This is a genomic window from Pseudophaeobacter leonis (genome assembly GCF_002087335.1).
Lineage (GTDB): Bacteria > Pseudomonadota > Alphaproteobacteria > Rhodobacterales > Rhodobacteraceae > Pseudophaeobacter > Pseudophaeobacter leonis.
Genome location: NZ_MWVJ01000074.1, coordinates 135,307 through 157,073 on the forward strand (window position 1 = coordinate 135,307; position 21,767 = coordinate 157,073).

At 60.0% G+C, this 21,767-nt stretch carries 16 protein-coding genes and 1 pseudogene; 6 read left to right on the top strand and 11 right to left on the bottom strand.

What is annotated here, in order from left to right:
- The first annotated feature begins 86 nt into the window (after positions 1-86).
- From B4968_RS25315 to B4968_RS16350, 5 genes are read left to right on the top strand one after another with little or no spacing between them, the layout of a single operon-like run.
- Complete coding sequence (locus B4968_RS25315; protein WP_083100525.1) at positions 87-617, top strand: beta-ketoacyl synthase N-terminal-like domain-containing protein; 531 nt, start codon at positions 87-89, stop codon at positions 615-617.
- On the top strand, positions 500-2,197 hold the full coding sequence (locus B4968_RS25320; RefSeq protein ID WP_083100504.1) for a beta-ketoacyl synthase N-terminal-like domain-containing protein: 1,698 nt from the start codon (positions 500-502) through the stop codon (positions 2,195-2,197). Before B4968_RS25315 ends, B4968_RS25320 begins: the two co-directional genes overlap by 118 nt.
- Positions 2,194-4,953, top strand: a complete 2,760-nt coding sequence (locus tag B4968_RS25325; RefSeq protein WP_083100505.1) for an SDR family NAD(P)-dependent oxidoreductase — start codon at positions 2,194-2,196, stop codon at positions 4,951-4,953. Before B4968_RS25320 ends, B4968_RS25325 begins: the two co-directional genes overlap by 4 nt.
- Positions 4,950-5,195 (top strand): hypothetical protein, encoded by a 246-nt coding sequence (locus tag B4968_RS16345; RefSeq protein ID WP_083100506.1) that lies wholly within the window; start codon positions 4,950-4,952, stop codon positions 5,193-5,195. Before B4968_RS25325 ends, B4968_RS16345 begins: the two co-directional genes overlap by 4 nt.
- Positions 5,195-9,091, top strand: a complete 3,897-nt coding sequence (locus tag B4968_RS16350) for a non-ribosomal peptide synthetase (RefSeq protein WP_241525806.1) — start codon at positions 5,195-5,197, stop codon at positions 9,089-9,091. Before B4968_RS16345 ends, B4968_RS16350 begins: the two co-directional genes overlap by 1 nt.
- Positions 9,092-9,141: 50 nt before the next feature.
- Here the strand turns inward: B4968_RS16350 and B4968_RS16355 are convergent, their stop codons facing one another.
- From B4968_RS16355 to B4968_RS25330, 10 genes and pseudogenes are all read right to left on the bottom strand, one after another.
- A complete protein-coding gene (locus B4968_RS16355; RefSeq protein ID WP_083100508.1) occupies positions 9,142-10,860 on the bottom strand; it encodes an alkaline phosphatase family protein in 1,719 nt (572 codons plus the stop codon).
- A 344-nt stretch (positions 10,861-11,204) separates the two neighbouring features.
- Positions 11,205-12,617: a M20 family metallopeptidase gene (locus B4968_RS16360; protein ID WP_083100509.1), complete on the bottom strand. Its 1,413-nt coding sequence runs from the start codon at positions 12,615-12,617 to the stop codon at positions 11,205-11,207.
- On the bottom strand, positions 12,614-14,197 hold the full coding sequence (locus B4968_RS16365) for a gamma-glutamyltransferase (RefSeq protein WP_083100510.1): 1,584 nt from the start codon (positions 14,195-14,197) through the stop codon (positions 12,614-12,616). The genes B4968_RS16360 and B4968_RS16365 overlap by 4 nt, the downstream gene beginning before the upstream one ends.
- Complete coding sequence (locus tag B4968_RS16370) at positions 14,194-15,186, bottom strand: ABC transporter ATP-binding protein (protein ID WP_083100511.1); 993 nt, start codon at positions 15,184-15,186, stop codon at positions 14,194-14,196. Before B4968_RS16370 ends, B4968_RS16365 begins: the two co-directional genes overlap by 4 nt.
- Positions 15,183-16,224 (bottom strand): annotated as a pseudogene (locus B4968_RS16375) (ABC transporter ATP-binding protein). Before B4968_RS16375 ends, B4968_RS16370 begins: the two are co-directional and overlap by 4 nt.
- A 3-nt stretch (positions 16,225-16,227) precedes the next feature.
- Positions 16,228-17,139, bottom strand: coding sequence for an ABC transporter permease (locus tag B4968_RS16380; protein ID WP_083100512.1), 912 nt, complete (start codon positions 17,137-17,139; stop codon positions 16,228-16,230).
- 1 nt (position 17,140) lies between these two features.
- Positions 17,141-18,058: an ABC transporter permease gene (locus B4968_RS16385; RefSeq protein WP_083100513.1), complete on the bottom strand. Its 918-nt coding sequence runs from the start codon at positions 18,056-18,058 to the stop codon at positions 17,141-17,143.
- A 103-nt stretch (positions 18,059-18,161) separates the two neighbouring features.
- A complete protein-coding gene (locus tag B4968_RS24700) occupies positions 18,162-18,473 on the bottom strand; it encodes a hypothetical protein (protein ID WP_241525799.1) in 312 nt (103 codons plus the stop codon).
- Positions 18,436-19,314, bottom strand: a complete 879-nt coding sequence (locus B4968_RS16390) for an ABC transporter substrate-binding protein (protein WP_277620957.1) — start codon at positions 19,312-19,314, stop codon at positions 18,436-18,438. Before B4968_RS16390 ends, B4968_RS24700 begins: the two co-directional genes overlap by 38 nt.
- Complete coding sequence (locus B4968_RS25330; protein WP_277620958.1) at positions 19,311-19,679, bottom strand: ABC transporter substrate-binding protein; 369 nt, start codon at positions 19,677-19,679, stop codon at positions 19,311-19,313. Before B4968_RS25330 ends, B4968_RS16390 begins: the two co-directional genes overlap by 4 nt.
- A 129-nt stretch (positions 19,680-19,808) precedes the next feature.
- Here B4968_RS25330 and B4968_RS16395 point away from each other — a divergent pair, with 129 nt between their 5' ends.
- Complete coding sequence (locus B4968_RS16395) at positions 19,809-20,594, top strand: IclR family transcriptional regulator (RefSeq protein WP_241525800.1); 786 nt, start codon at positions 19,809-19,811, stop codon at positions 20,592-20,594.
- A gap of 308 nt (positions 20,595-20,902) precedes the next feature.
- Here B4968_RS16395 and B4968_RS16400 read toward each other — a convergent pair.
- Positions 20,903-21,767, bottom strand: an 865-nt coding sequence (locus B4968_RS16400; RefSeq protein WP_139792871.1) for an ISNCY family transposase, incomplete at its 5' end; no start/stop codon positions are given.

Sequence of the window (21,767 nt, forward strand, 5' to 3'; positions counted from 1 at the left end):
CGAACCACTGCGCCTGCAGAGCGAAACCGCGCCCAGGACCGTAAGTCAGTCCGAAAGCGGCAGGCCGCCCGCCGCCGGAGTCTCGTATGAGCGCCGCAGGATTTGACCCAGAGCTATCGGCCACCGCGTTCGACGACTCCGCCATTGCCGTGGTGGGCATGGCGTGTCGGCTGCCCGGCGCGCCGGACATTGCAGCCTTTTGGGACCTTCTGGCACAGGGCCGGGACGTGATCTCGCGCTTTAGCGCGGCAGAGCTGACCGCAGTCGGCCTCACGCCCGACCAATACCGCGCCGCAGACTATGTGCCAGCCAAGGGCGTGCTACAGGACGCGGATTGCTTTGATGCCGGCTTTTTTGGTCTTGCCCCCTCGGACGCCGCCCTGATGGACCCGCAGCAGCGCGTCTTTATTGAATGCGCCCATAGCGCGCTGGAACATGCCGGCTATGGCGGCGCCCCGCAGGGCGCGCAGGTTGGCGTCTTTGGCGGCTCATCCCGTCGATGTATCTGCTGTCACACCTGTGGCCGAATAAACAAGTTCTGGACTCGGCCGGCGTCTTTAGCGTGGCGGTGGGCAACGACCCCACCTTCCTTGCGACGCGCGCCTCGTACCTGCTGAACCTGACAGGCCCCAGTATGAGCCTGGGAACAGCCTGCTCTACCGGGCTGGTCGCGGTGCATCAGGCCTGCCAGAGCCTGCTTGCACTGGAATGCGATATGGCGCTGGCGGGCGGGGTGTCAATTCATCTGCCCCTGATCAGCGGCTATAGCTATGCGCCGGGCTCGATCCTGTCGCCAGACGGCGCCTGCCGTCCGTTTGATGCCGCAGCGGCCGGCACGGTTTCAAGCGGTGGCTGCGGCGTTGTCACCCTGAAACGGCTGCTCGATGCACAGGCGGATGGCGACACAATCCACGCGGTGATCCGCGGCTCGGCTGTCAATAACGACGGTCATGAGAAGGTCGGCTTCACCGCCCCCTCGGTGGCGCCACAGGCCAGGGTGGTCGCCGAGGCGCAGGAAATTGGTGGAACCCCGCCTGAAACCATCGCCATGATCGAGGCCCATGCCGCCGGCACCAGTGTTGGCGATCCGGTTGAGGTGGCCGCCCTGAAACAGGTCTTTGCCAAAAGCCAGCAGCCCTGCGCCATTGGCTCGGTCAAGAGCAACATTGGCCATGTGGACGCAGCCTCCGGCATTGCGGGGCTGATCAAGACGGTCCTGGCGCTGCAGCACCGCGCCATTCCTCCCAGTGTGCATTTTGCGACCCCCAATCCCGCTCTGGAGCTGGAACAAAGCTGCTTTTACGTCCCACAGCAGATGACAGCGCATGATGCAACACGCGGCCCGATGCGCGCCGGGGTGAGCTCCTTTGGCATCGGTGGCACCAATTGCCATGTGGTCCTGCAAGAGCCCCCGGTCTTGGCAGATGCCGCCGCCTCTGACCTCTCGCGCTCTGAGCATTCTGGGCGCCCCTGTAACCTTTTACAGCTGTCCGCCCGCACGACTGATGCGCTGGAACAGATGGCACTGGAGCTTGCCACCGCCCTGGAGCAGCCAGATGCGCCGCCGCTTGCTGATGTTGCCCATACCCTGCGCTGCGGCAGAAGCGCCAGGGATCAAAGGCTTGCGCTGGTTGCGGCCAGCACTGCAGATGCAGTGGCGCAGCTGCGCAAACCTGTCGAGGCGCAATCCGCAACACCGCAAAGGCTCGCCTTTATGTTTCCGGGGCTGGGAGATCATTATGCCGCCATGGGCTGGGAGCTCTACTGCCTGGAGCCCAGCTACCGGGAGCAGATAGATACCTGCGCCAAAGAGCTGGCACAGCATCGCCGCGGCGACATCCGGGATCAGCTGTTTCCAGACAAGGACTGGCGCCATGCCTCAGCCCGCAGCATCGGTGCGGAGGCTACAGCTGGCAAACTGGACATGCGCGCCATGCTGGGACGCGGCAGCAGCGCGCCACAGCCAGACCCGCTGGAGGATCCTGTCAACGGACAGGTGGCAATTTTTGTCACCGAATATGCTCTGGCGCGATTGCTGCTAAGCTGGGGACTGCGCCCGGCCGCCCTCACGGGCTATAGCATTGGTGAATTTGTTGCCGCCTGCATTGCCGGGATTGTCAGCCTGAAGGACGCCCTGCGCATTGTGGCGGCGCGCGCCGCGCTGATCCGCGATCAGGCCCCCGCAAAGGCGGCATGATGGCGGTGCCTTTGGGCGAGGCAGAGGTGCAGCTGTCCTTGGACCAGCACAACAGCAGCCTGTCGCTGGCCGCCGCCAATGGCCCACGTATGAGCATCCTTTCTGGCCCGGACACGGCCCTGAAGGCGCTGGCCGAACACTTGCAGGCGCAGGGACATAGCTGTCAGCGGCTTGGCTCCGCCTATGCCTATCACTCAACTATGATGGATGACATCGTCCCCGCCTTGAGCAAAATCATCAGCACAGTGCCGTTGTCCGCGCCTTCTATTCCTTGCGTGTCCTGTGTGACCGGCGACTGGCTGTCGGTGCAAGAGGCCACCGACCCCGGCTACTGGGCCGCGCATCTCAGCCAGACCGTCCGGTTTCGCGATGCCGTGGCGACGCTACTGTCCCAGGATGGGCTGGCGCTGGTAGAGGTGGGGCCGGGACAGTCGCTCAGCTCGCATGCGCGCGCCGCCTGCAATGCGATGGGATGCAAAACCCCGGTGAATCCCCTGATGAAGTGGTCCTATTCCCAACAGCCGGAATACCGCACCCTGCTGCAGGGCATGGCCGCGCGCTGGGCCGGTGGTGGCGAAGTCGACGCTGCACGCCTGTTGGCTGATCCCACAGCGCGCCGGGTGCCGCTGCCAACCTATCCCTTTGCCCGCCAGCGCCATTGGGTCGACGCGCCGCAGACAGGCCCGGCAGCTGCAGGCCCCGAAACTGCAGGCGCGGCCAGTCTATCCGGCGCAGCCCGTAAACCGGTGGAAGACTGGACCCTGGCGCCAAGCTGGAAACCGGCTCCGTTACCGGGCAGCGCGCGACCGGCGCAAGCGCATTATGTGGTGCTGATGAATGGCTCCGAAGCCGGAAGCGCGACCGGGAGCGCGCTACTAGACGCGCTGCGCACTGCCGGTGCAAAAGCGACGGCTTTCTGGCCCGATGCCGAATGCGCCGTTCATCGCGACAAAAACTGCCCCACAGTCGCGGATCGCGACGCCTTTGCCGCGCTGATTACATCGCTGCCCGTGGAGCCGGATCTGCCACTCCATTTCCTGCATCTGGATCTGCTGAGTGACTATGCCGATTTCGAGACGACACAATCCCATGGCTACCATTCTGTGGTCGCGCTGCTTCAGGCCATCACCCTGTCACGCATCGACAAGGCCCGCCTTACCCTGGTCGCAGCCGGTCTATCTGACCCCGGCCAGGATGGCCGCCTAAAGCCAGACAAGGTTCCGGTGCTGGGCGCGCTGAAGGTGGCCAGGCAGGAACGGCCGGGGCTGACAACCCAGGCGCTGGATCTCGACAGTCAGGTCCCCGCGCAATTTGCCCGCCGTGTGATGACCAACCTCGCACAGCCCTGGAATGCAGCCCAGAACGCGCCTCTGGTTGCCTACCGCAGAGGACGTCGTCTGGTCGAGACCCAGATGCCTCTGGCCCTGCCAGTCCCAGCAGTGTCAGCCCCGGCAGTTTCAGCCCCCGCGCTTTCAGGCCCGTCAGACAAAGGCCCGGCAGTTTCAGATGCACCGGTTTCAGATGCAGGCGCAATCCGCACCGATGGCACCTATGTGATCACCGGCGGGCTGGGCGGCGTTGGACTGGCGCTGGCGCATGCACTGGCCGCCGTGGCTCCGGTACGTCTGGCATTGCTTGGCCGCAGCCCGTTAGACCAGACGCTCACAACGCAACAGCTCAAAGCGCTGGATCCGACTGATCCCACCCGCCGCCGCATCGAAGCTCTGCGCGCCCTGCGCCAAGCGGGGGCCCAGGTGTTGACCTTGGCAGCCGATGTTGCCGATGTCACAGCTATGGAGGCCGCCTTTGCGCGCATCGAAACACATTTTGGGCCAATCCACGGCGTGTTTCACTGCGCAGGCGCGATTGACGCAAATACCTTTTGCGAAATCGCCTCGGAAACGCGGCAGAATGCCGACAGGCAATTTCACGCCAAGGTGCAGGGCACGCAGGTTCTGGCCCGGTTGCTGAAAACGCGCGAGGCAGATTTTTGCGTTCTGATGTCCTCACTCGCAGCGCAGCTTGGCGGCTTGGGCTTTTCAGCCTATGCCGCCGCGAACCTTTATCTGGATGCCTTTGCTGAAGCCCAGTCTTGTGGGGGCGAGTCTTGTGGGGGCCAGTCTGCTGCGGGCGAGCCCCAGTCCGCTGTCGGCAAAACCCGTTGGGTCGCAATCAACTGGGATGCCTGGCAGTTGGGAGAGATCAAATCGGCGGTCAAAGGGTTCGGCACCACGGTCAGCAGCTACTTTATGGAGCCAGAGGCCGCCTGTTCAGTGCTGCTGCGAACACTAGCGCAGCATGACTTGCCCCGGGTCATCGTCTCGACAGGAGACCTAGAGCAGCGCATGGCGCAATGGCTGCACCATGCGGCGCAGCCTGCTATGCTGCGGCAAAACCGTCCAGATGCGCCGCGCAATCTGGCCGTGGCCCAAACCCCGACGCAAGCGATACTGGTAGAGATCTGGCAAGATCTGTTTGCCCTTGAACCGATCGGCATTGATGAGAACTTTTTTGCCCTTGGCGGCCATTCCCTGCTGGCCACCCAGCTCAACGCCCGCATCGCCAGTCGGCTGGATGTTGCTCTGTCCCTGGCTGCGGTGCTCAACAGCCCCAGCATCGCCGAGCTGGCAGAAAAAATCGACCTGACAGCGCTGGATATGGCCGATCCGCAAATTCTGGACGGGCTGTTGGCAGAGCTGGATGGGTTAAGCGACGCAGAGCTGAACGCGCTGCTTGAGCAGGAGGGCTCTGCATGAGCGATCTCAAGCGACTGGAAGATCTGACAACGGGGCAGCGGGCGCTCTTGCTCAAACGCCTTGCCCAGCGTGGAGCCGCTGAGCCCGCGCCTGCCGCAGATCCCGCCGCGCTGTCTTTTGCCCAAGAGCGCTGGCTGTTTCAGGACCAGCGGAGCCAGCTGATCCCGCGCATACCATTGTTGGCGCGCTCCGGCTGCGGGGGAGGCTGGACAGGGACGCCCTGCAACAAGCCCTGCAGCTGATTTATAGCCGCCATCAGCCCCTGCGGTTGAATTTTTCGACCGGGGCAGGCGGTGCCCGCGCCAGTGAAAGACAAAATCCGCAGGTACACCTGCCCCATTCTGACCTGACCGAACCCGCCGACAGTACCTGCGACAGGCGCATCCACACGGCCTATTGCGCCAGCGTGCAGACCGGCTTTGATCTGCAACGGGATCAGTTGATCCGGGTCGATCTTGGGCAGCTGGGGATCAATGATCACCTGCTGACATTTGCCCTGCACCACATCGTCAGCGACGGCTGGTCTCTGGACATCTTCCTGCGCGAGCTGGCCGGGGCCTATGCCGCCTTTGCAAACGCCAAGCAACCGGACCTGCCGGAATTGACAGCGCACTACAGCGACTACGTTGCATGGCAGAAACGGCGGCTGTCAGGCCCCGCACTGGAAAAAAGCCTGTCCTATTGGCGTGACCAGCTCAAGGGCGCTCCCTGGCGGACCGATTTGGCGGCAGACCGCCCCATGCCCGCGTCCGCCAGCGCCCGGCCCCAGGATCAGGCGCGGGATTTGTCCGGGGCCACGGTGGAATTACGCCTGCCACGCGCTCTGGTGGACAGGCTGACAGCACTTGCACAATCGGAAGGCTGCTCGCTTTTCACCACACTTTTGACGGGGTATTTTCTGCTGCTGGCGCGCCTTACCGGCCAAGATGACCTGATCCTGGGCACCCCCGTCAGCGGACGGCTGCGCGAAGAGAATGAGCCGCTGATAGGTCTTTTCCTCAATACCCTGGCCCTGCGGCTGCAGCTGGAACCCGCGACCCCTATCAGGGCCGCATTGCAGGCCGTAAACCGGGTGGTGTTGGACGGGTTGGAACACCACGAGGTGCCCTTTGACCGGGTTGTGCAAGAGGTGATGCCGAGCCGCAGCACGCGCACACAGGCCTTGTTTGATTTGATGTTCAACTTCACCCCCAGCCCTCCGCGCTCCTTTGAGATGGCGCAGCTGCAGGCGGATTTTGTCCCCCCTCCCAACCAGCGTTGCGCGTTTTCGGCCGCGCTCTATGTGACCCAATGGGACAGAGGGCTTGAGCTGCGTCTGGCCTATCAGACCGCACGGTTTTCACAGCAGCGCATGCATTTATTGCTGGATCAATACGCAGCCGTTCTGCGCCAGATGGTTGACAACATTGACCAAAATCTGGCTGATCTCGACCTGCACGAGGCCTGCGCCAAAGAAAACACCGGCGCGACGTCGGGTGCGCTGCCCGATCAGGTGCCGCTTACCCGCCAGATTGCTGACAGGGCCCGACTCACTCCGGATGCGATTGCGCTGCAGTGGCAGCAAGAGACGCTCAGTTACCGGCACCTTGCGGCCTCTATGCAGGCGCTGGCGGCAGATCTGGCCCGAAGCGGCGCAGTTGCGGGCGACACAATTGCCATCTGCGCCCCTGCGGGGCCAGAATTGGTCCAAGCGATGGCGGCTGTTCTTGAATTTGGCGGCGTCCTCATGACGCTAGACCCCGAGCTGCCGCCTGAACGCCGCGCGGTGATGCTTGCGCAGGCGCAGGTCAGATGCGTGATATATTGCACCCGCATCACGCCCGAAACTTTGGACTGGCTGCGGGCGCGCAAACTGCTGCTGATCCCGGTCAGCGACAGCTCTCACATGCCCGGCGACGCCTGTTTTGACCCCAACCGCTTCAGCCCGCCTGCTGGAGCAGCTGATCCGGCCTATGTGTTCTTCACCTCAGGCTCAACCGGAACGCCAAAGGCGGTTTTGGGCACTGCGGGAGGATTGGCGCATTTCCTCAGCTGGCAGCGCGATACCTTTGACATCAAACCTGATGATCGGGCGGCGCAATTCACCGGACTGTCCTTTGATGTTGTCCTACGCGATATCTTTGCGCCGCTGGTCTCGGGGGCAACCCTGGTGATACCGCCTGCAAACATCGGACCGGCCCAGCCTGGCGCGCCGCAGTGGCTGGCAAAACAGGCTATCACTGTGCTGCACAGCGTCCCCTCTGTGCTTCAAAGCTGGCTGCTGGCGGGCGCCGATCTACCACAGCTGCCTGCGCTGCGGCTTGTCTTCAGCGCGGGAGAACCTCTGGACCGCGATCTGGTGCAGAGCTGGCAAAAACATATTGGCCACGCGACAAGACTCATCAACCTCTATGGCCCGACCGAGACCACACTTGCCAAATTCGCCTATGAGGTGCCTGCGGCCCTTTTTGAAGGACCACAGCCTGTTGGCCAGCCGCTGCCGCAGAGCGAAGCGCTGATCCTGACCTCAACCGGGAAACCTGCCGCAACCGGCGAGATGGGAGAAATCGCCATCCGTACGGGGTTTCGGTCGCTGGGCTATCGCAATGATCCGGAAAAGACAGCGCAGCACTTCGTCCCGGCCCCTGCAGCGCGCACCAATGATGACCTTATGTATCTGACCTGTGATCTGGGCTGGCTGGATCCCGCCGGGCTGCTGCATATTGCCGGCCGGATGGATGATCAGGTCAAAATCAGCGGCATTCGGGTGGAGCCCGGCGAAATTGCCGCGTTGCTTGACCAGCATTCAGATGTCGCGGCCAGCGCTGTGGTCGCGCGGCGCACGACACACGGCACCACCGAGCTGGACGCCTATTTTGTGCCGCGCCCCAGCGCATCTCCTGCGCCAACACGCGCTGAGTTGCGCAGTTTTCTGCGCGCCCGTCTGCCTGCGGCTCTGGTGCCAAATGGGCCTGCGCTGCTGCAAAACCTGCCACTCACGGCCAATCACAAGCTGGACCGCCGACACCTGCCGCCAATTGAAGCCGAACCAGACCTGACGGAGACACAGGCGCCCGCATCCTCTCTTGAACTGCAATTGCTGCAAATCTGGGCCGAAGTCCTGGGAAAGGCGGGATTTGGCGTCACCGATGACTTCTTTGACATTGGTGGCCATTCGCTGCTGGCCCTGCGTTTGGTGCTGTTGATCGAACAACGTATGGGGGTCAAGGTTCCACTGGCCGAACTGTTCAAATCTGCCACGGTCGCGCATTTGGCAAAGGTGGCCCAGGGTGCGCAAGACGGAGCAGAAATCAGCGAGACAGGCGTCGTTCCCCTGTGGCAACGCGGCAGCGGTCCGCCGCTCTGGCTGGTGCATACGGGCGGCGGCATGCTGTGGAACTATCAGCCACTGGTGCAGGCGCTGGTTCATGAGCCGACCTCTGAATTTCCGATCTACGGCTTTGAGGCCAGGGGCCTGTTTGACGGCGCAAAGCCGCATAATCGCATCTCTGACATGGCCACGGAGTTCATTGTCGCGCTGCGGCGGCGGCAACCTTCTGGACCATACCGGCTGGGGGGCCATTCTTTTGGTGGTGTTTTGGCCTGGGAAATGGCCTGCCAGTTGCAGTCCGAGGGCGCGGATGTCTCGCAGCTGATCTTGTTTGACAGCAGCCTGAACCGTCCGGATGACACCTGGCAGGCGCATCAGACAGCAGCGCGCATTGCCGCGCGGGATCTGGCAGCTGCCGTGGATATTTTTTCCCGCTTTACCGATGCTGGGTTTGCGCTATGCGAAGAGAGCCTTGCCAAACTGTCACTGTCAGAGCAGCTGGATCAGGCCGCGCAGGTGATGGCCGACAGTATCGGCTCACGCGAGGCGGCCCACCATCTGATTGCGGGACTTTTGCGGGTTTCACAGCACCACCGCGCCGCCCGGCTGGCCTATACTCCGGGCCAGCACAGCGCACCGGTGGTGCTGTTTCAGGCCCAAGACCCGGACACCCAGGATCCGGATACAGTGGCGCGGCAATTTTGGGCCCGGGCTGCGGCCGGCCCGTTTGAAGCACATGTGGTCGAGGGCGATCATGTCACCATGATGGCCGCCCCGCATGTGCAGGGCCTCGCCAAAGCGCTGCACAGATGCCTCGCCCAAAGCTGAGCCGCCTCGGCCAACGCTGAGCGCGGGCGGGTCTGGCCTGGCTGGCGGCGCTACCTGCCCAGAACCTCGGGCAACAGCTGGCCTGTTGTGCCAGAGGGCATGCGGGTGCGGGCATAGCTGGCGATGGTTGGGGCAACATCCACGGTCTGCACCTTGCGATACACCGTCTGGGCCGCAATGCCGGGCCCCATGAAAAACAGCGGGACATGCCGGGCATAGGCATAGGGGGATCCGTGCTGAGAGGCGCCCGCCAGAGGGTCAGGATCCAGCATAAACCAGCCCGGCGACAGCAGCGGATACAAATCACCGGCGCGGGAGGCGAGGAAATTTGCCGTCACGGCGCGACCAAAATGCGTGTCCGGCACGGCACCACTGGCAATCTTGCCCTTGTGAAAAACAACCGCCACCCCGGGCATCGCGCGCAGTGTCTTGGCGATCAGATGGCGCGCCTGCGCCACATCCGCACCGGCCGCGCGCAGAGGCTCCTGTTGCATATAAATCCAGGGAGAGGTGTAACTGCTGATCGCCTCGGTTATGCCATGCTTGCGCTTGAACCGGCGGATCGCAGGCATTTGTTCTACCTTGCTGTAATCAAACAACTGCACATTGGTGCGCAGCCGCGCATTCAGATAGCCCGGCACCTCGGTGGCGCCATGATCTGCGGACAGCACCACCAGCGTTCTGTCCAGACCCACAACAGCATCCAGATAGTCGAACAGCTCTGCCAGCTGGGCATCCAGCCGTTTGAGATTGTCCTCCGCCTCAAGAGACGATGGCCCAAAGGTGTGGCCGACATAGTCGACAGAGTTCAGACTGATCGCCAGATAGTCTGTCACCGCATCCGTTCCAAGGCTCGCTCCGGCGATCAGTGCCTTGGCAAAACTGAGCGTCAGCTCATCCGCCGCCGGTGAGGTCTGCAGAAAGGCCTGGTAAAGGGGGTCAGCAGTCGCAGGATAGAGGTGGTCGGCAAAAATAATGCCCCAGCCGGTATAGTTCTTTTCCCATGGCTGGTCATCATAGGCGGCAAAACTGTAGCTTTGTTCAGGGCGAAGGCGGGTCCAAGCGCCCCCGGAATAGGTGGCTGGCAGTTGCTGTGCGGTCCAGTCCTGTACCCATTGCGGATAGGCGTCGAGATAAAAGAGCGAACTGACAAAGGTGGATTGGCTGGTGCTGTACCAAAAGGCAGTGCCCGCATGGCCCGTGGCGCCAATTGCGGCCCGGTCCTTCATTGAGACGCCAAAGATTTTGGCGGCCGCGCCGCGCGACAGCCGGAGCTCATCCCCGATCGTGGTGACCAGCAAATCCTTTGGGGATCGGCCATCTTTTGGCGCGGAAAAGCTACCATCGGGGAACAACACAGGCGCTGCCGGATCCTGCGTCGCAAAATGAAGGGCGTCGGACACATCCAGCACCACCTCCTGATTTCCACTTGTGTTCTGCACCACCGGAGCCTGGGGCAGCTGGGAGTCGCGGTAATTATTAGCGACCAGCCCATGCACCGCTGGATCAGCCCCGGTGGAAAGCGTCGTATGACCCACAACCGTTTCCGTATTGGAATGGCGATGTTCCGCATCCCGGTACCAGACGCCCTGTGACATCAGCAATTGAAAGCCGCCCTCGGTGAAATCGGTTGAAAACCGGTCCAGCAAGTCCGCCCTGAGTTGGTCCACAGTGATCTGCACGATCAATTTGGGCGGGAAATCACGTCCCTGGGCCGACAGCAGCGATGGCATCAACAGCAGGCCAAAAAGAAGGAGAAGAACGCGCATGGTTTTTCCAATCAACAAAAGGACACTAAATATTCTGAGCGGCGTAAAAATAGCTGCCACCCAGGTTTAAGAGGCCATTCACCTCAACACCGACAAGTGTGGTCTTTGCTCCAGAGCAAAAATCTTGGCACAGCGACCAGACGCCTGGCACAGCCCGAAGACGCTTAGCGCAGCCGCCCGTTTCCCTAAGAGCGAAGCCCTGGCATTCGCGCCCTCTCGCGCGGCGTTCTGCTGGGTCAGATTTCCTGTATATTCGCCCCATAGCCGAATCCGAACACTACCCAAGCGTGCTTTTGCATAAAAACATCTCGCTAAAGCAGTAAGGACTTTCAACAAGAGTTGTGTCAAGTCTTGCCTGTGTCCTGTGGCGTGTCCGGGGTGCTGGTGCCAATGTCCCAGAACAACCCGGCCATGACCTGCATCGCTTCACGACAGATAGGTTTCAAAACATGTGCATTCGGAGCATGTTGATTGCATCCAAGGTAGCTGTGCGGGATCCAGATGGTGGGTAGGCCCAGAATATCGGCAAAACACTCATTGGGCAGAGAGCCGGCCAGATTGGGCAGAACATGCGGCGTTTTTCCCGTCGTTTCTGTGAGCGAGGCCTGTACATAGGTGACCCAGGGATGATCCGGGTCCAGACGGGTTGCGCTAAAAATGCCTTTTTCGGCTGTCCGGATCTGGACCTTTTCAAATCCTCCTGCATCCAGATGGTGCCGCAGCGCTGGCAGGGCGTTATCAATATCGGGACCCACCACGTAGCGCAGCTGGCAACACGCCCATGCGGTAGGGGCAATCGCATTGACCGGAGCCTCGGGCATGCCGGATTTCATCGCCAAAACGGCAAAGCTGTTCCAGCCATAGGCGCGTTCCGCCGGTGTCAGGCCTTCTTCGCCCCAATCCATATCCACAGTCGGCTCGGAATTGGTGCCCACGGGCAGCTCACGCAGGGCCGCGCTGATTTTTGGGGTGAGGCTGGTCGGGCGCCACCCGGGGATCTGCAATTGCCCCCGCTTATCTGTGATGCTCGCCAAGGCATGTGCCAGGATCATTGCCGGGTCGGCCAATAGCCCGCCCCAGTTTCCGGAATGATGCGCCCCTGTGCGCAGATCCACCACCAGATCGAACATCAAGCCGCCACGTGCGCCCATGAACATGGTTGGCCGGTCCGCGCTGAGCCGTGGCCCATCTGAGGCGATCAACACATCCGCCATCATTGTGTCCCGATGCATCTGCATCATCTCGGCCAGACCGGGGGAGCCGACTTCCTCGCTCATCTCAAGTACGATCTTGACGTTGAAGCCCAGCTTGCCACGGCAGGCCAGCACAGATTCCAGGGCTGCGATATTGATCAGATGCTGAACCTTGTTGTCCGCCGTGCCGCGCCCATAGAGATGATCGTCCGCTTCCGTCAGTGTAAACGGTGCCAGGCCCTCTTGCCATTCGCTGTCCTGGCCCCAGATCACATCACCATGACCATAGGTGAGCACGGTTGGCAGGGCCGGGTCTTCGATGCGCGTGCCCAGCAAAAAGGGACCACCACCGCTATCTGCGACAGGATTGTCATATATCGTGCAGTCAAATCCCATCTTCACAAGCCGCGGCTGAATCGCCTCGACCAGATATTGGCTAAGCACCGCTGCCTGCTTTGGATTCTGGCTTTCGCTGCGATAGGCAACCAACGCGGTAAGCTCGGACTGAAGGCTGCCGGAGTCAAAATAGCTGGTTGCTGCCTCTATGGCGTCTTTACGGCTCATCCGCGGGTCTCACTTTCGTTTATTGCATCACCCCAGGGCGACATTATTTCGGTGCAGCCAGTGTTGGTCTCACCGCGCCGCATGACACCGGCGGGACAGGCAAAGGCGTAGGGAAAGACCGTGCGGCGCGCAGGGATCACCGGGTGTGATGCGCGCAGGGGCTCAATCACCTCCGTCGGCAGGGTTTCGTCCACGACCACCGTGTCCGCGCCTGAGACATCAATGCGGGGCTGGTGCAGCGCCGCCCCAAGATCCATGTCGAAATCGGTCATAAAACTGGCCAGCTGGGCGACGGCTGAAACGATCTTGCGCCCCCCTGATGCCCCAATCCCAAAGCGAAAGTCTCCCCTATGCCCGATCACCGGGCAGATGTTCATCAGGCAGGGCTTGCCTGCGGCCAATGAATTGGGACGGCCCTGCACCGGATCAAACCACATAATGCCGTTGTTCATCAAAAACCCTGTAGAGGGCGACACAACACGGCTGCCAAAGATCCCCAGCAGCGTTTGCGTCTGCGACACCATATTGCCGTGCTGGTCCACCACCGAGAAATGCGAGGTGCAGCCCTGCGCGGCTGGATTTTCACCATCATGCCCCATCGAGGAAAGCCGTTGTTCATACCCCGCCTTCAACCCGTCTGCGTAGGCGCAATAGGCATCGGCACGGGGGGTGTCACCCTGCATCTGACAGCGCTCCATCACCTGCAGGGCCTGTTGCAGGGTGGGACCCGCCGTAAGCCCCGGCAGCATATAGAGCATCGCCTCGCGATATTTCACGCTCAGGGGATCAGAGAAATAGGCGTTGTAGCTGCGCAGATCCTGCATGGAAAGGCTGCCGCCTTTGTCTTGCACATCCCGCACCATCAACTGCGCCAGATCCCCGTCATACAGAGCCCGGTGTCCTGCCTCGGCGATCTGTTGCAGGCTTGCAGCCATACCGGATTGATCCAGTCGTTTTTCGGCCAGGGCCGTCCAGCCAGAAACCATGGGCCATTGTCCATCCTCCAAAAACAGCCTGGCGGCGTCCGCATCAGATGCCAGCGCCCGCGTGGTTGAGGCGATGATCAGGGCGGCATACCAGTCAACCAACATGCCCTCTTTGGCATGGGATATAGCGGGGGCCAAAAGCTCGCTCCAGGGCAGGGTGCCAAACCGCGCATGCAGTTTGCCCATCCCGTCCACCAGACCGGGGACGGCGATGGCTGTGGCGCCCTGAATATTGCGATCCTCCACAACACTGTCCCAGGGAAAGAGATCATTGGCCTTGCCGCCTCCGCTCAAGGGGTAGTCAGACACCTTCAGACCAGCCGGTGAGCGCATGCCGTAGTTGAGCGCATAGGCCTTGCCCTCATCCTCTTGCCACAGCATCAGACCACCGCCACCGGCCGGGCCGCTCATCCAGGGCTCAACCACACCCAGAACAAAAGATGTGGCAATGGCCGCATCGACCGCAGTCCCACCTGCCGCCAGCACAGCGGCGCCGGCTTCGGCAGCGCTACGGTGTTGCGCCGCAACAACCCCATGGTTGGTCTCAACGCCCGCTTTTGTGGTGGACTGCGTATGTGAAAGACTGGGGTTCATGCCTGCACCAGTTTCGCTTGAACGGTTTCATCATGCAGATGGCATTTAATACGACCATAGGTTGTCAGCTGAGTGCGCGGTGCCTGTTGCTTGCAAATCTCACTCACGGCGGCGCAGCGTGGGTGGAAATGACACCCCGATGGCGGCTCAATCGGGTTCGGGTATGCCATGCCCAGATGGGTGTCGGGCACGCCCAGACCGGGCTCGGGCGTCAGGACAGACTCCAGCAGTGCTTTGGAATAGGGATGGCGGGTTTGCACAAACATGCCTTCGACGCTGTTTTCCTCCACCACCTGGCCCAGATACATCACCGCAACCCTGGTCGCGAGGTGTTCGACCACCGCCAGATCATGGCTGATGAACAGATAGGTCAGGTTGAATTCGCGGCGCAACTCCCCAAGAAGGTTCAGAATTTGGCTTTGCACCGAGACATCTAGCGCTGACGTCGGCTCGTCACAGATCACGATTTCAGGGCGCATCACCAGAGCGCGCGCGATGGCGACACGTTGGCGTTGTCCCCCAGACATCTGGCTGGGGTAATTGGTCAGCACCCGGGACGGCAGCCCCACGACATCCAGAATGTCACGCACCTTTTTCAGCCGCGATGCCTCATCGCCAATGTGGTGAACGCGCAGGGGCAGGGCGATGATATCTTCAATGCTTTTGCGCGGATTCAGGGACGAGTAGGGATCCTGAAAAATTGGCTGAATGCGGCGGGCCAACTCGAGGCGATTTTCGCCGCCTATGGGTTTGCCGTCCACCAGAACCTGACCCGATGTAGGGGCCTCAAGGCCAAGCAGGATTTTGGCCATTGTGGATTTACCACATCCGCTTTCGCCGACCAGACCCAGCACGTCACTCCGGTTGAGTTGCAGGGAAATGCCGTTCAGGGCCGTCAGCGGTTTGGACTTACCAAACAGGCCTTGCTTGACTGTGTAGGTTTTGGTGACGTCACGCAGTTCTAGAATGGGTGTATCTGGGCTGTTCATGACCGGTTTCCCTGTGACTGCGCCGTCAGCGGCCGATCCGGCTGTGAGGGGGCGAATCCCTGCGGGTCGACACAACGAAAGGCGTGCCTGCCCTCGTCCGTTAAATGACGCGGAATTGCGCTGCGGCAAGAGGCGCGCGCATGTTCACATCTGGTGCGGAAGGTGCAGCCCGAGACCTCCCCCACGAGGGAGGGCACGATGCCCGCAATAGTGCCCAGTTTCGCACCGATCGGGTTTGCCGGGGAGGGGAATGCAGTTGAGCAGCCCGCGGGGATAGGGATGTGAGGGGGCGGCAAACAGATCGGCGGTGGGGCCGGTCTCGACCAGCGCTCCCGCATACATCACCGCAACCTTGTCCGCGATGCGCGCCACAACCCCCAGATCATGGGTGATCAGGATCAGAGCCATGCCCATCTCGGCCTGAAGATCGACCAACAGCCGCAGAATTTGCGCCTGAATGGTCACATCAAGGGCCGTGGTGGGTTCGTCCGCGATGATCAGTTCCGGCTCACACATCAACGCCATCGCAATCATCACACGTTGGCGCAGCCCGCCGGACAGTTGATGGGGAAACTGCGACAGACGGCTTTCCGCTGCGGTGATCCCAACCTTTTGCAACAGCTCGATGGCACGGCCCCGCGCGGTTTTACGACTGGTGCCGCCATGGATCAACAGGGCTTCCATCAGCTGATCGCCAATGGTGTAGGACGGGTTGAGCGAGGTCATCGGTTCCTGAAAAATCATCGACATGCGCGCACCGCGCAGCGAACGCAGGGTCTTTGGGCTGGCCTCCAGCAGGGCGGTGCGCTCAAAATCCATCACATCGGCCTGTGGTCTGATCGCCCGGCCCAAAAGCCCCATCAGTGCCAGCGAGGTCAGCGATTTACCAGAGCCGCTTTCGCCCACGATGCAGAGGGTTTCGCCGCGCATAAGATCAAAATCAATGCCGCGCACCGCATGAAGCGTCCCCGTGGCGGTGGGGATGTCGATGGTCAGGTTCTTGACCCTCAGGATCGGGTTTTGTGTATTATCTGTCATAAGTTAGTTCCGCCCTTCCGGGGCTGTGACGTCACGCAGACCGTCGCCAAGCAGATTGATCGCCAGCACCAGTACAAACAGGACTGCACCAGGGATCAGCACGAGCCAGGGCTCAAACAACATCATATTTTTGCCTTCAGCGACCATGAGGCCCCAGGAGGGGGTCGGGGGTTGAACACCCAGGCCAAGGAAGGACAAAACCGCCTCAAGCAAAATGGCATGGGCCATTTCCAGAGTGATGACCACGATCAGGTTGTTCAGGATGTTTGGCATGATCTCGGACAGGATCACCCGCGGGGTTGAGCCCCCGATGGCCTGCGCCGCCGTCACATAGTCCCGGTTGCGCACCTGCAGGGTCGAGGTGCGCATCACCACGGCAAAGCGGTCCCAGAGCAAAAAGCCAAGGACGCAGATCACCACGGTGAGCGAGCCCCCAAGCAGGGCGACGACCGCAAGGGCCACAAGAACAACAGGCAGGGCGAGACGGACGTTGATCAAAAAGGTGACAACCGCATCGACACGGCCGCCAAAATACCCGGCGCTGACGCCAAGGATGGTGCCAATAGTGCCCGAAATCAGGGCCGCAACTGTGCCAATCAACAGCGATATGCGGGCGCCATAGATCAGACGCGACAGATAGTCCCGGCCCAGGTGGTCAGTGCCAAGGATGTGCTCCCATGTCCCATCCAGAAACACAGGCGGCTGCATCCGGCCCATCAGGTTCTGGGCATAGGGATCATGCGGCGCAATCAGCGGTGCAAAAAGCGCCACGATGGTCAAAAGCCCCAGCACGACGCCGCCAAACAGCAGCCCCTTATGGCCAGCAACACGACGGCGAAGGCGCTCTGCCGGGGTAGGCGCAAGGGTTTCCTGCAACAGCGGATCAGGCGGCAGAGCAGAGGAAGAGTGTGTCATATCATGCGCTCCTCATGCGGGGATCAAGCCAGGCATTCAGCACATCTGCCGTGAAGGTAAAAATGATGTAGAACATTGAAAAGATGAGAACCAACGCCTGCACCGTGGGCAAATCATTGCGCGAAATGCTCTCGTAGGCGAGAAAACCCGCGCCGTGCAGCGCAAAGATCGACTCTACCACGATGGAGCCGCCCAGCATAAAGCCCATCTGAACCGCAGCCAGGCTGACCACCGGAATAATCGCGTTGCGCAGAGCGTGTTTGAACAAAACACGGCCCTCAGATGCTCCCTTGGCGCGGGCGGTGCGGATATAGTCAGAGGACAACACCTCAAGCATACCGGCGCGTGTCAGGCGCATGATCGCCGGCATGGCGTAATATCCCAACACCACAGTTGGCAGTATGAAATGCGCCCAGGTTGAGGACCCGGAGGCGGGCAGCCAGCGCAGCTTGATCGAGAAGATAACCACCAGGATCAGACCAAACCAAAAGGAGGGCATCGCCTGGCCTGCCACCGATAACAACAGGGCAAAGCGGTCGATGATCGAATTGGGGCGCATCGCGGCCAAAACGCCCAGAGGCACCGCCGTCACCAAAGCAAAACTGATGCCGCACAGGCCCAGCAACATCGTGACCGACAGGCGTTCTGCCAGCAGCGAAGACACCGGCATCTTGAAATAATAGCTTTCGCCAAAATCGCCGGTCAGCGCGCTCAGCAACCACGCGCCGTATTGCACGACCATTGGGCGATCAAAACCGTAGCGTACGTTTATGGCCGCGATATCTTCTGAAGAGGCGCCTTCACCAGCCAGGGCTATGGCGGGATCGCCGGACAGATACAGCAAAACAAAACTGATTAGAGAAACCGTCACGGCCACAAGGAACGCAAGCCCCAGCCGTTTCAGAATGAATGAAAGCACAACATATCACCTTCTTTGGGTAAACCGGGGCGGGTCATTTGGAGAGGACTGGCGGGGTTAACAGCTGGGCACGCGGATGCGCCCAGCCAGAGAGGGTGACGGCCTATTTCCAGCGCATCGTTGCAAAGCGCAACACTTCGTCTGGCGTCGGCGTATAGGCCACTTCCTGCGTAAACACGTAGTTTGTGTTATACGAGAACAGCGGCACGGCAAACGCCTGGTCAGCGATCCGGTTCAACGCTTTGGAATAGCTCGCGATCCGCACTGCGGGATCAGTGGATGTATCTGCGATTTCCAAAGCGTCCATCACGTCAGCATCTTTGACGGAATCGCCAGCGCCGCCCTTGAGGAACTCGCCAGCAAAGCCTGCGGACACGTCATTGATCGAGTATGATCCCCAGGTCTGGAAATTCACCGGCACGCCTTTTGGTATTGTTCAAATCGCGCAGGGCTGCGTATTTCAGCATGTTAAAGTTGGTTTTGATGCCAACCGCATTCATATAGCTGCTGATGGCTTCGGCGTAATCCCGGTTGCGATAGGCATAGAAATCAGTGGTGAACCCATCAGTATAGCCCGCCTCAGCCAACAGTGCTTTGGCCTTTTCGGGGTCGTACTCATAGGTCGCGACATCCGCGTCACAGCCAAACTGGCTGGGAAAACAGGCCGAGTTGACGACCTTGCTGCTGCCCTTGACCAATGCATCGACAATCGCCTGTCTGTCGATTGCATGTGCCACAGCGCGGCGCACCCGCACATCTTTGAACGGTGAGTTTTCATCCGTTCTGCCCATGGCATCCATCAACAAAAAGCCCACGCGCATGGTGCTTTCGTTGACGGCCTGGAATTGCGCCATTTCGCCCAGCTTGCCAGCCTGGTCCGCAGGAACCTGCCAGATCAGGTCAAGCGTTCCGTTGAACATCTCGGCCATTTGGGTGTTGATGTCTGGCATGGTGCGCACATCAATGCGGCCGACCTGCGCCTGTCCCTTTGGTCCGTCAAAATAGTTTTCGTTCTTCTCCAGAACGAAGTGTTTGCCGGGCTCGATTTTGACGGCCTTGTAGGGGCCAGTCCCAACGGGGTTCAAAGCCATGCCGCCTGGGCCGACCTCTGCGTAGTATTCATTCGGATAGATCGACACTGGCCCCGACAGGAATTCGATCGCAGCTGGGAAGGGCGCTTTCAGCTTCAGGCGCACGGTGAAATCGTCAATCTTTTCGGCGGATTTCATCCAGCTGACATTGCGCACTGTTTTCACGCCACTGTCGGGGTTGGTGACAAAATCACGGTATAAACAACGTCGTCTGCGTTAAAGGCTTCACCGTTGTGAAAGGTTACGCCTTCACGCAGCCTGAATTCGATTGTGAGGTCGTCAATCCATTCCCAGGAGGTGGCAAGATTGCCTTTGTATTCACTGGTGATTGGATCGCGGTACAGCAGGCCATCCCAGATCGCGCGCTGCATAACGATGCCTTCGCGGGCAGAGTTCATATAGCTGTCAACTGACTCCAGCTCTTTGGTGAAGGCCAGGTGCAGCGTGTCACTTGCCTTGTCTGCAAATGCAGCCGTCGAGACGCTGAGTGCGAGCAGTGCTGCTGTGGTTCTTAAAAGGGCGAGTTTCATGGGTGGCTCCCTGATAGGATGCTGATTGTATTATAATTTAATAGTTGATATTATTTTTAGCTAAATTTACTCATTATTTGCTCCGAGCCGTCAAGAGAAATTGTTCGGACACAACAAAGGTAGCGCGCTATGAAATCCCAAGTGCCTGAAAAACAGAACACACTCTTTGTTGGCTCACTGGCAAAGGGGCTCAAAATTCTGCGCGCGTTTGACGAATCAGCTACCGAGCTCTCTCTGAGCGATTTGGTCAAACTCACCGGTTTGGAAAAAAGCGCTGTGCAAAGACTGGCCAATACTCTGCACCTTGAGGGGATGTTGGATAAGGATCCCGCCACCAAACGGTATCGCCCGTCGCACGCCTGGCTGGAAATGGCCTATGCCTACTTCTGGTCAAACCCCCTGGTCAGACTGGCCATGCCAAAGCTGATCGAACTGTCGCATCAATTTAATGCCACCGTGAACCTTGCAGAGCTGTCCGGCGACCACATTCTGTATGTCAGCCGTGTCCCCGGGCGCAAAGGTCAGTTTGCCTCCATGCTTGTAGGGCGACGGCTGCCCGCTCTCAGCACGGCGGCAGGGCGCGCCATTCTGTCAACTATGCCCAAAGACCAGCGCGATATTTTTGTCGAAACATGGCCGCTGAAACAGATGACACCGCGGACCACGATGGATCGGAGCCTTATTTCACAAAGCATCGACGAGGCCCAAATTTCCGGGTATTCGATGACACATGACCAGTCAATTTTGCAGCAGACTGGCATTGCGGCGCCCATCAGAGGTCCAAACGGGCAGGCCTTTGCCGCCATCCAGTGTTCTGTTTCGACACATCTTTGGAAGCTTGAGAGGGTGCAGCAAGAAATCCTGCCCTATATTACAGAAGCCGCCAACGGTATCGCGCCGCATGTACGGGGCTGATCCAGCGCAACCTGCTTTCCTGGTCAGGCTCAGGCCGGATTCAGACCAGCTTCAAGCCAGTGTCAGGCCAGGCTCAGATCGGTGCGGTCCCAGTAGATCATGGATTTGCGCCTGCACATCATGTAAACGCCATTCAGAAATGTCATCGGTTGCGCAAAGCAGGAATGTCACCACCGGCGCTAAGGGTAGCGCAGCCTGACAGGGTGTAGACCTCAGATATCGGAGCCCTGGCTGGATGCGCGGGCCTCTCGTTCTGCGCGTTTGCGGGCGTAGTAGGGTTCCATCTTAGACGGACCCCCAGGTGGGCGTCACCCCGTCTTCACGTAACCATTTTTAGCGCTGACTGGCTTTACCCTCGGCTTTGGCGAAGCCTTGCCCTGTTCGGCTTTGATATGCTCCTGGACTGCGCTGAGACGTTTGTTCTCGGTGATTGCTGCGTGTGTGATCCGGCACTCAGGGTTCAGGATCGTATGTGGTAAGACAACGCCATTGGCGCGGACCTGAATGCGCCCACAGCCGTACTCATAGATATCGATGTATTTGCCAACGAGGCTGCGCGTCAAATCGTTGATCTCCAGCTTGATCCGTTTGCGATCGCACTTGAGCATCAGATCTTTGGTGACGTGACGCTTGTCGCGCAAACAGAAGACCTCGCGCAGTCGATCCGGTGCGATGTTCAGCTCGCGATGCAGGTCGTTTGACTTGGCAGGGGCCTTGGCAAACCTGGCATTGTAGCGGTCGACGAAACTTTCCAGAAATGCATTCCCATCCTCCATAGAAGACACGCCTGCAAGGCGCAGTTCTTTGACAAGCCGATCTTGTAGCGTCCGGTTCGCACGCTCGACGCGGCCTTTGGCTTGAGAACTGTTTGCGCACAGAATCTCGATGTTTAGCTCGGCCAGAGCCCGCCCAAACTGGGTCATTCCTGTCATGTGTTTGTTGGGCTTTGGGACGCGGAAAACTGTGTGTTTGTCACTGTAAAACGCAACGGGGCGACCGTGTTTAAGCAGATAGCTTTCCAAAGCATCAAAGTAGCTAAACGTACTCTCTGAGATCACAAACCGCAGTTCCATCAACATGCTCGTGGCGTCGTCGACAAAGACGAGCAGGGTGCATGGCTGGCCGCGGTCTTCAAACCAGCGATGTGTGAGCGATATCTGAACTGCGACTCTT

Bases quoted from the DNA above. Each gene is read 5' to 3' on its own strand.
- B4968_RS16365 (WP_083100510.1), bottom strand. From the start codon at position 14,197: ATGAACCCCAGTCTTTCACATACGCAGTCCACCACAAAAGCGGGCGTT.
- B4968_RS16395 (WP_241525800.1), top strand. From the start codon at position 19,809: ATGAAATCCCAAGTGCCTGAAAAACAGAACACACTCTTTGTTGGCTCA.
- B4968_RS16380 (WP_083100512.1), bottom strand. From the start codon at position 17,139: ATGACACACTCTTCCTCTGCTCTGCCGCCTGATCCGCTGTTGCAGGAA.
- B4968_RS16355 (WP_083100508.1), bottom strand. From the start codon at position 10,860: ATGCGCGTTCTTCTCCTTCTTTTTGGCCTGCTGTTGATGCCATCGCTG.
- B4968_RS25330 (WP_277620958.1), bottom strand. From the start codon at position 19,679: ATGAAACTCGCCCTTTTAAGAACCACAGCAGCACTGCTCGCACTCAGC.
- B4968_RS16370 (WP_083100511.1), bottom strand. From the start codon at position 15,186: ATGAACAGCCCAGATACACCCATTCTAGAACTGCGTGACGTCACCAAA.
- B4968_RS16360 (WP_083100509.1), bottom strand. From the start codon at position 12,617: ATGAGCCGTAAAGACGCCATAGAGGCAGCAACCAGCTATTTTGACTCC.
- B4968_RS25315 (WP_083100525.1), top strand. From the start codon at position 87: ATGAGCGCCGCAGGATTTGACCCAGAGCTATCGGCCACCGCGTTCGAC.
- B4968_RS25320 (WP_083100504.1), top strand. From the start codon at position 500: ATGTATCTGCTGTCACACCTGTGGCCGAATAAACAAGTTCTGGACTCG.
- B4968_RS25325 (WP_083100505.1), top strand. From the start codon at position 2,194: ATGATGGCGGTGCCTTTGGGCGAGGCAGAGGTGCAGCTGTCCTTGGAC.
- B4968_RS16345 (WP_083100506.1), top strand. From the start codon at position 4,950: ATGAGCGATCTCAAGCGACTGGAAGATCTGACAACGGGGCAGCGGGCG.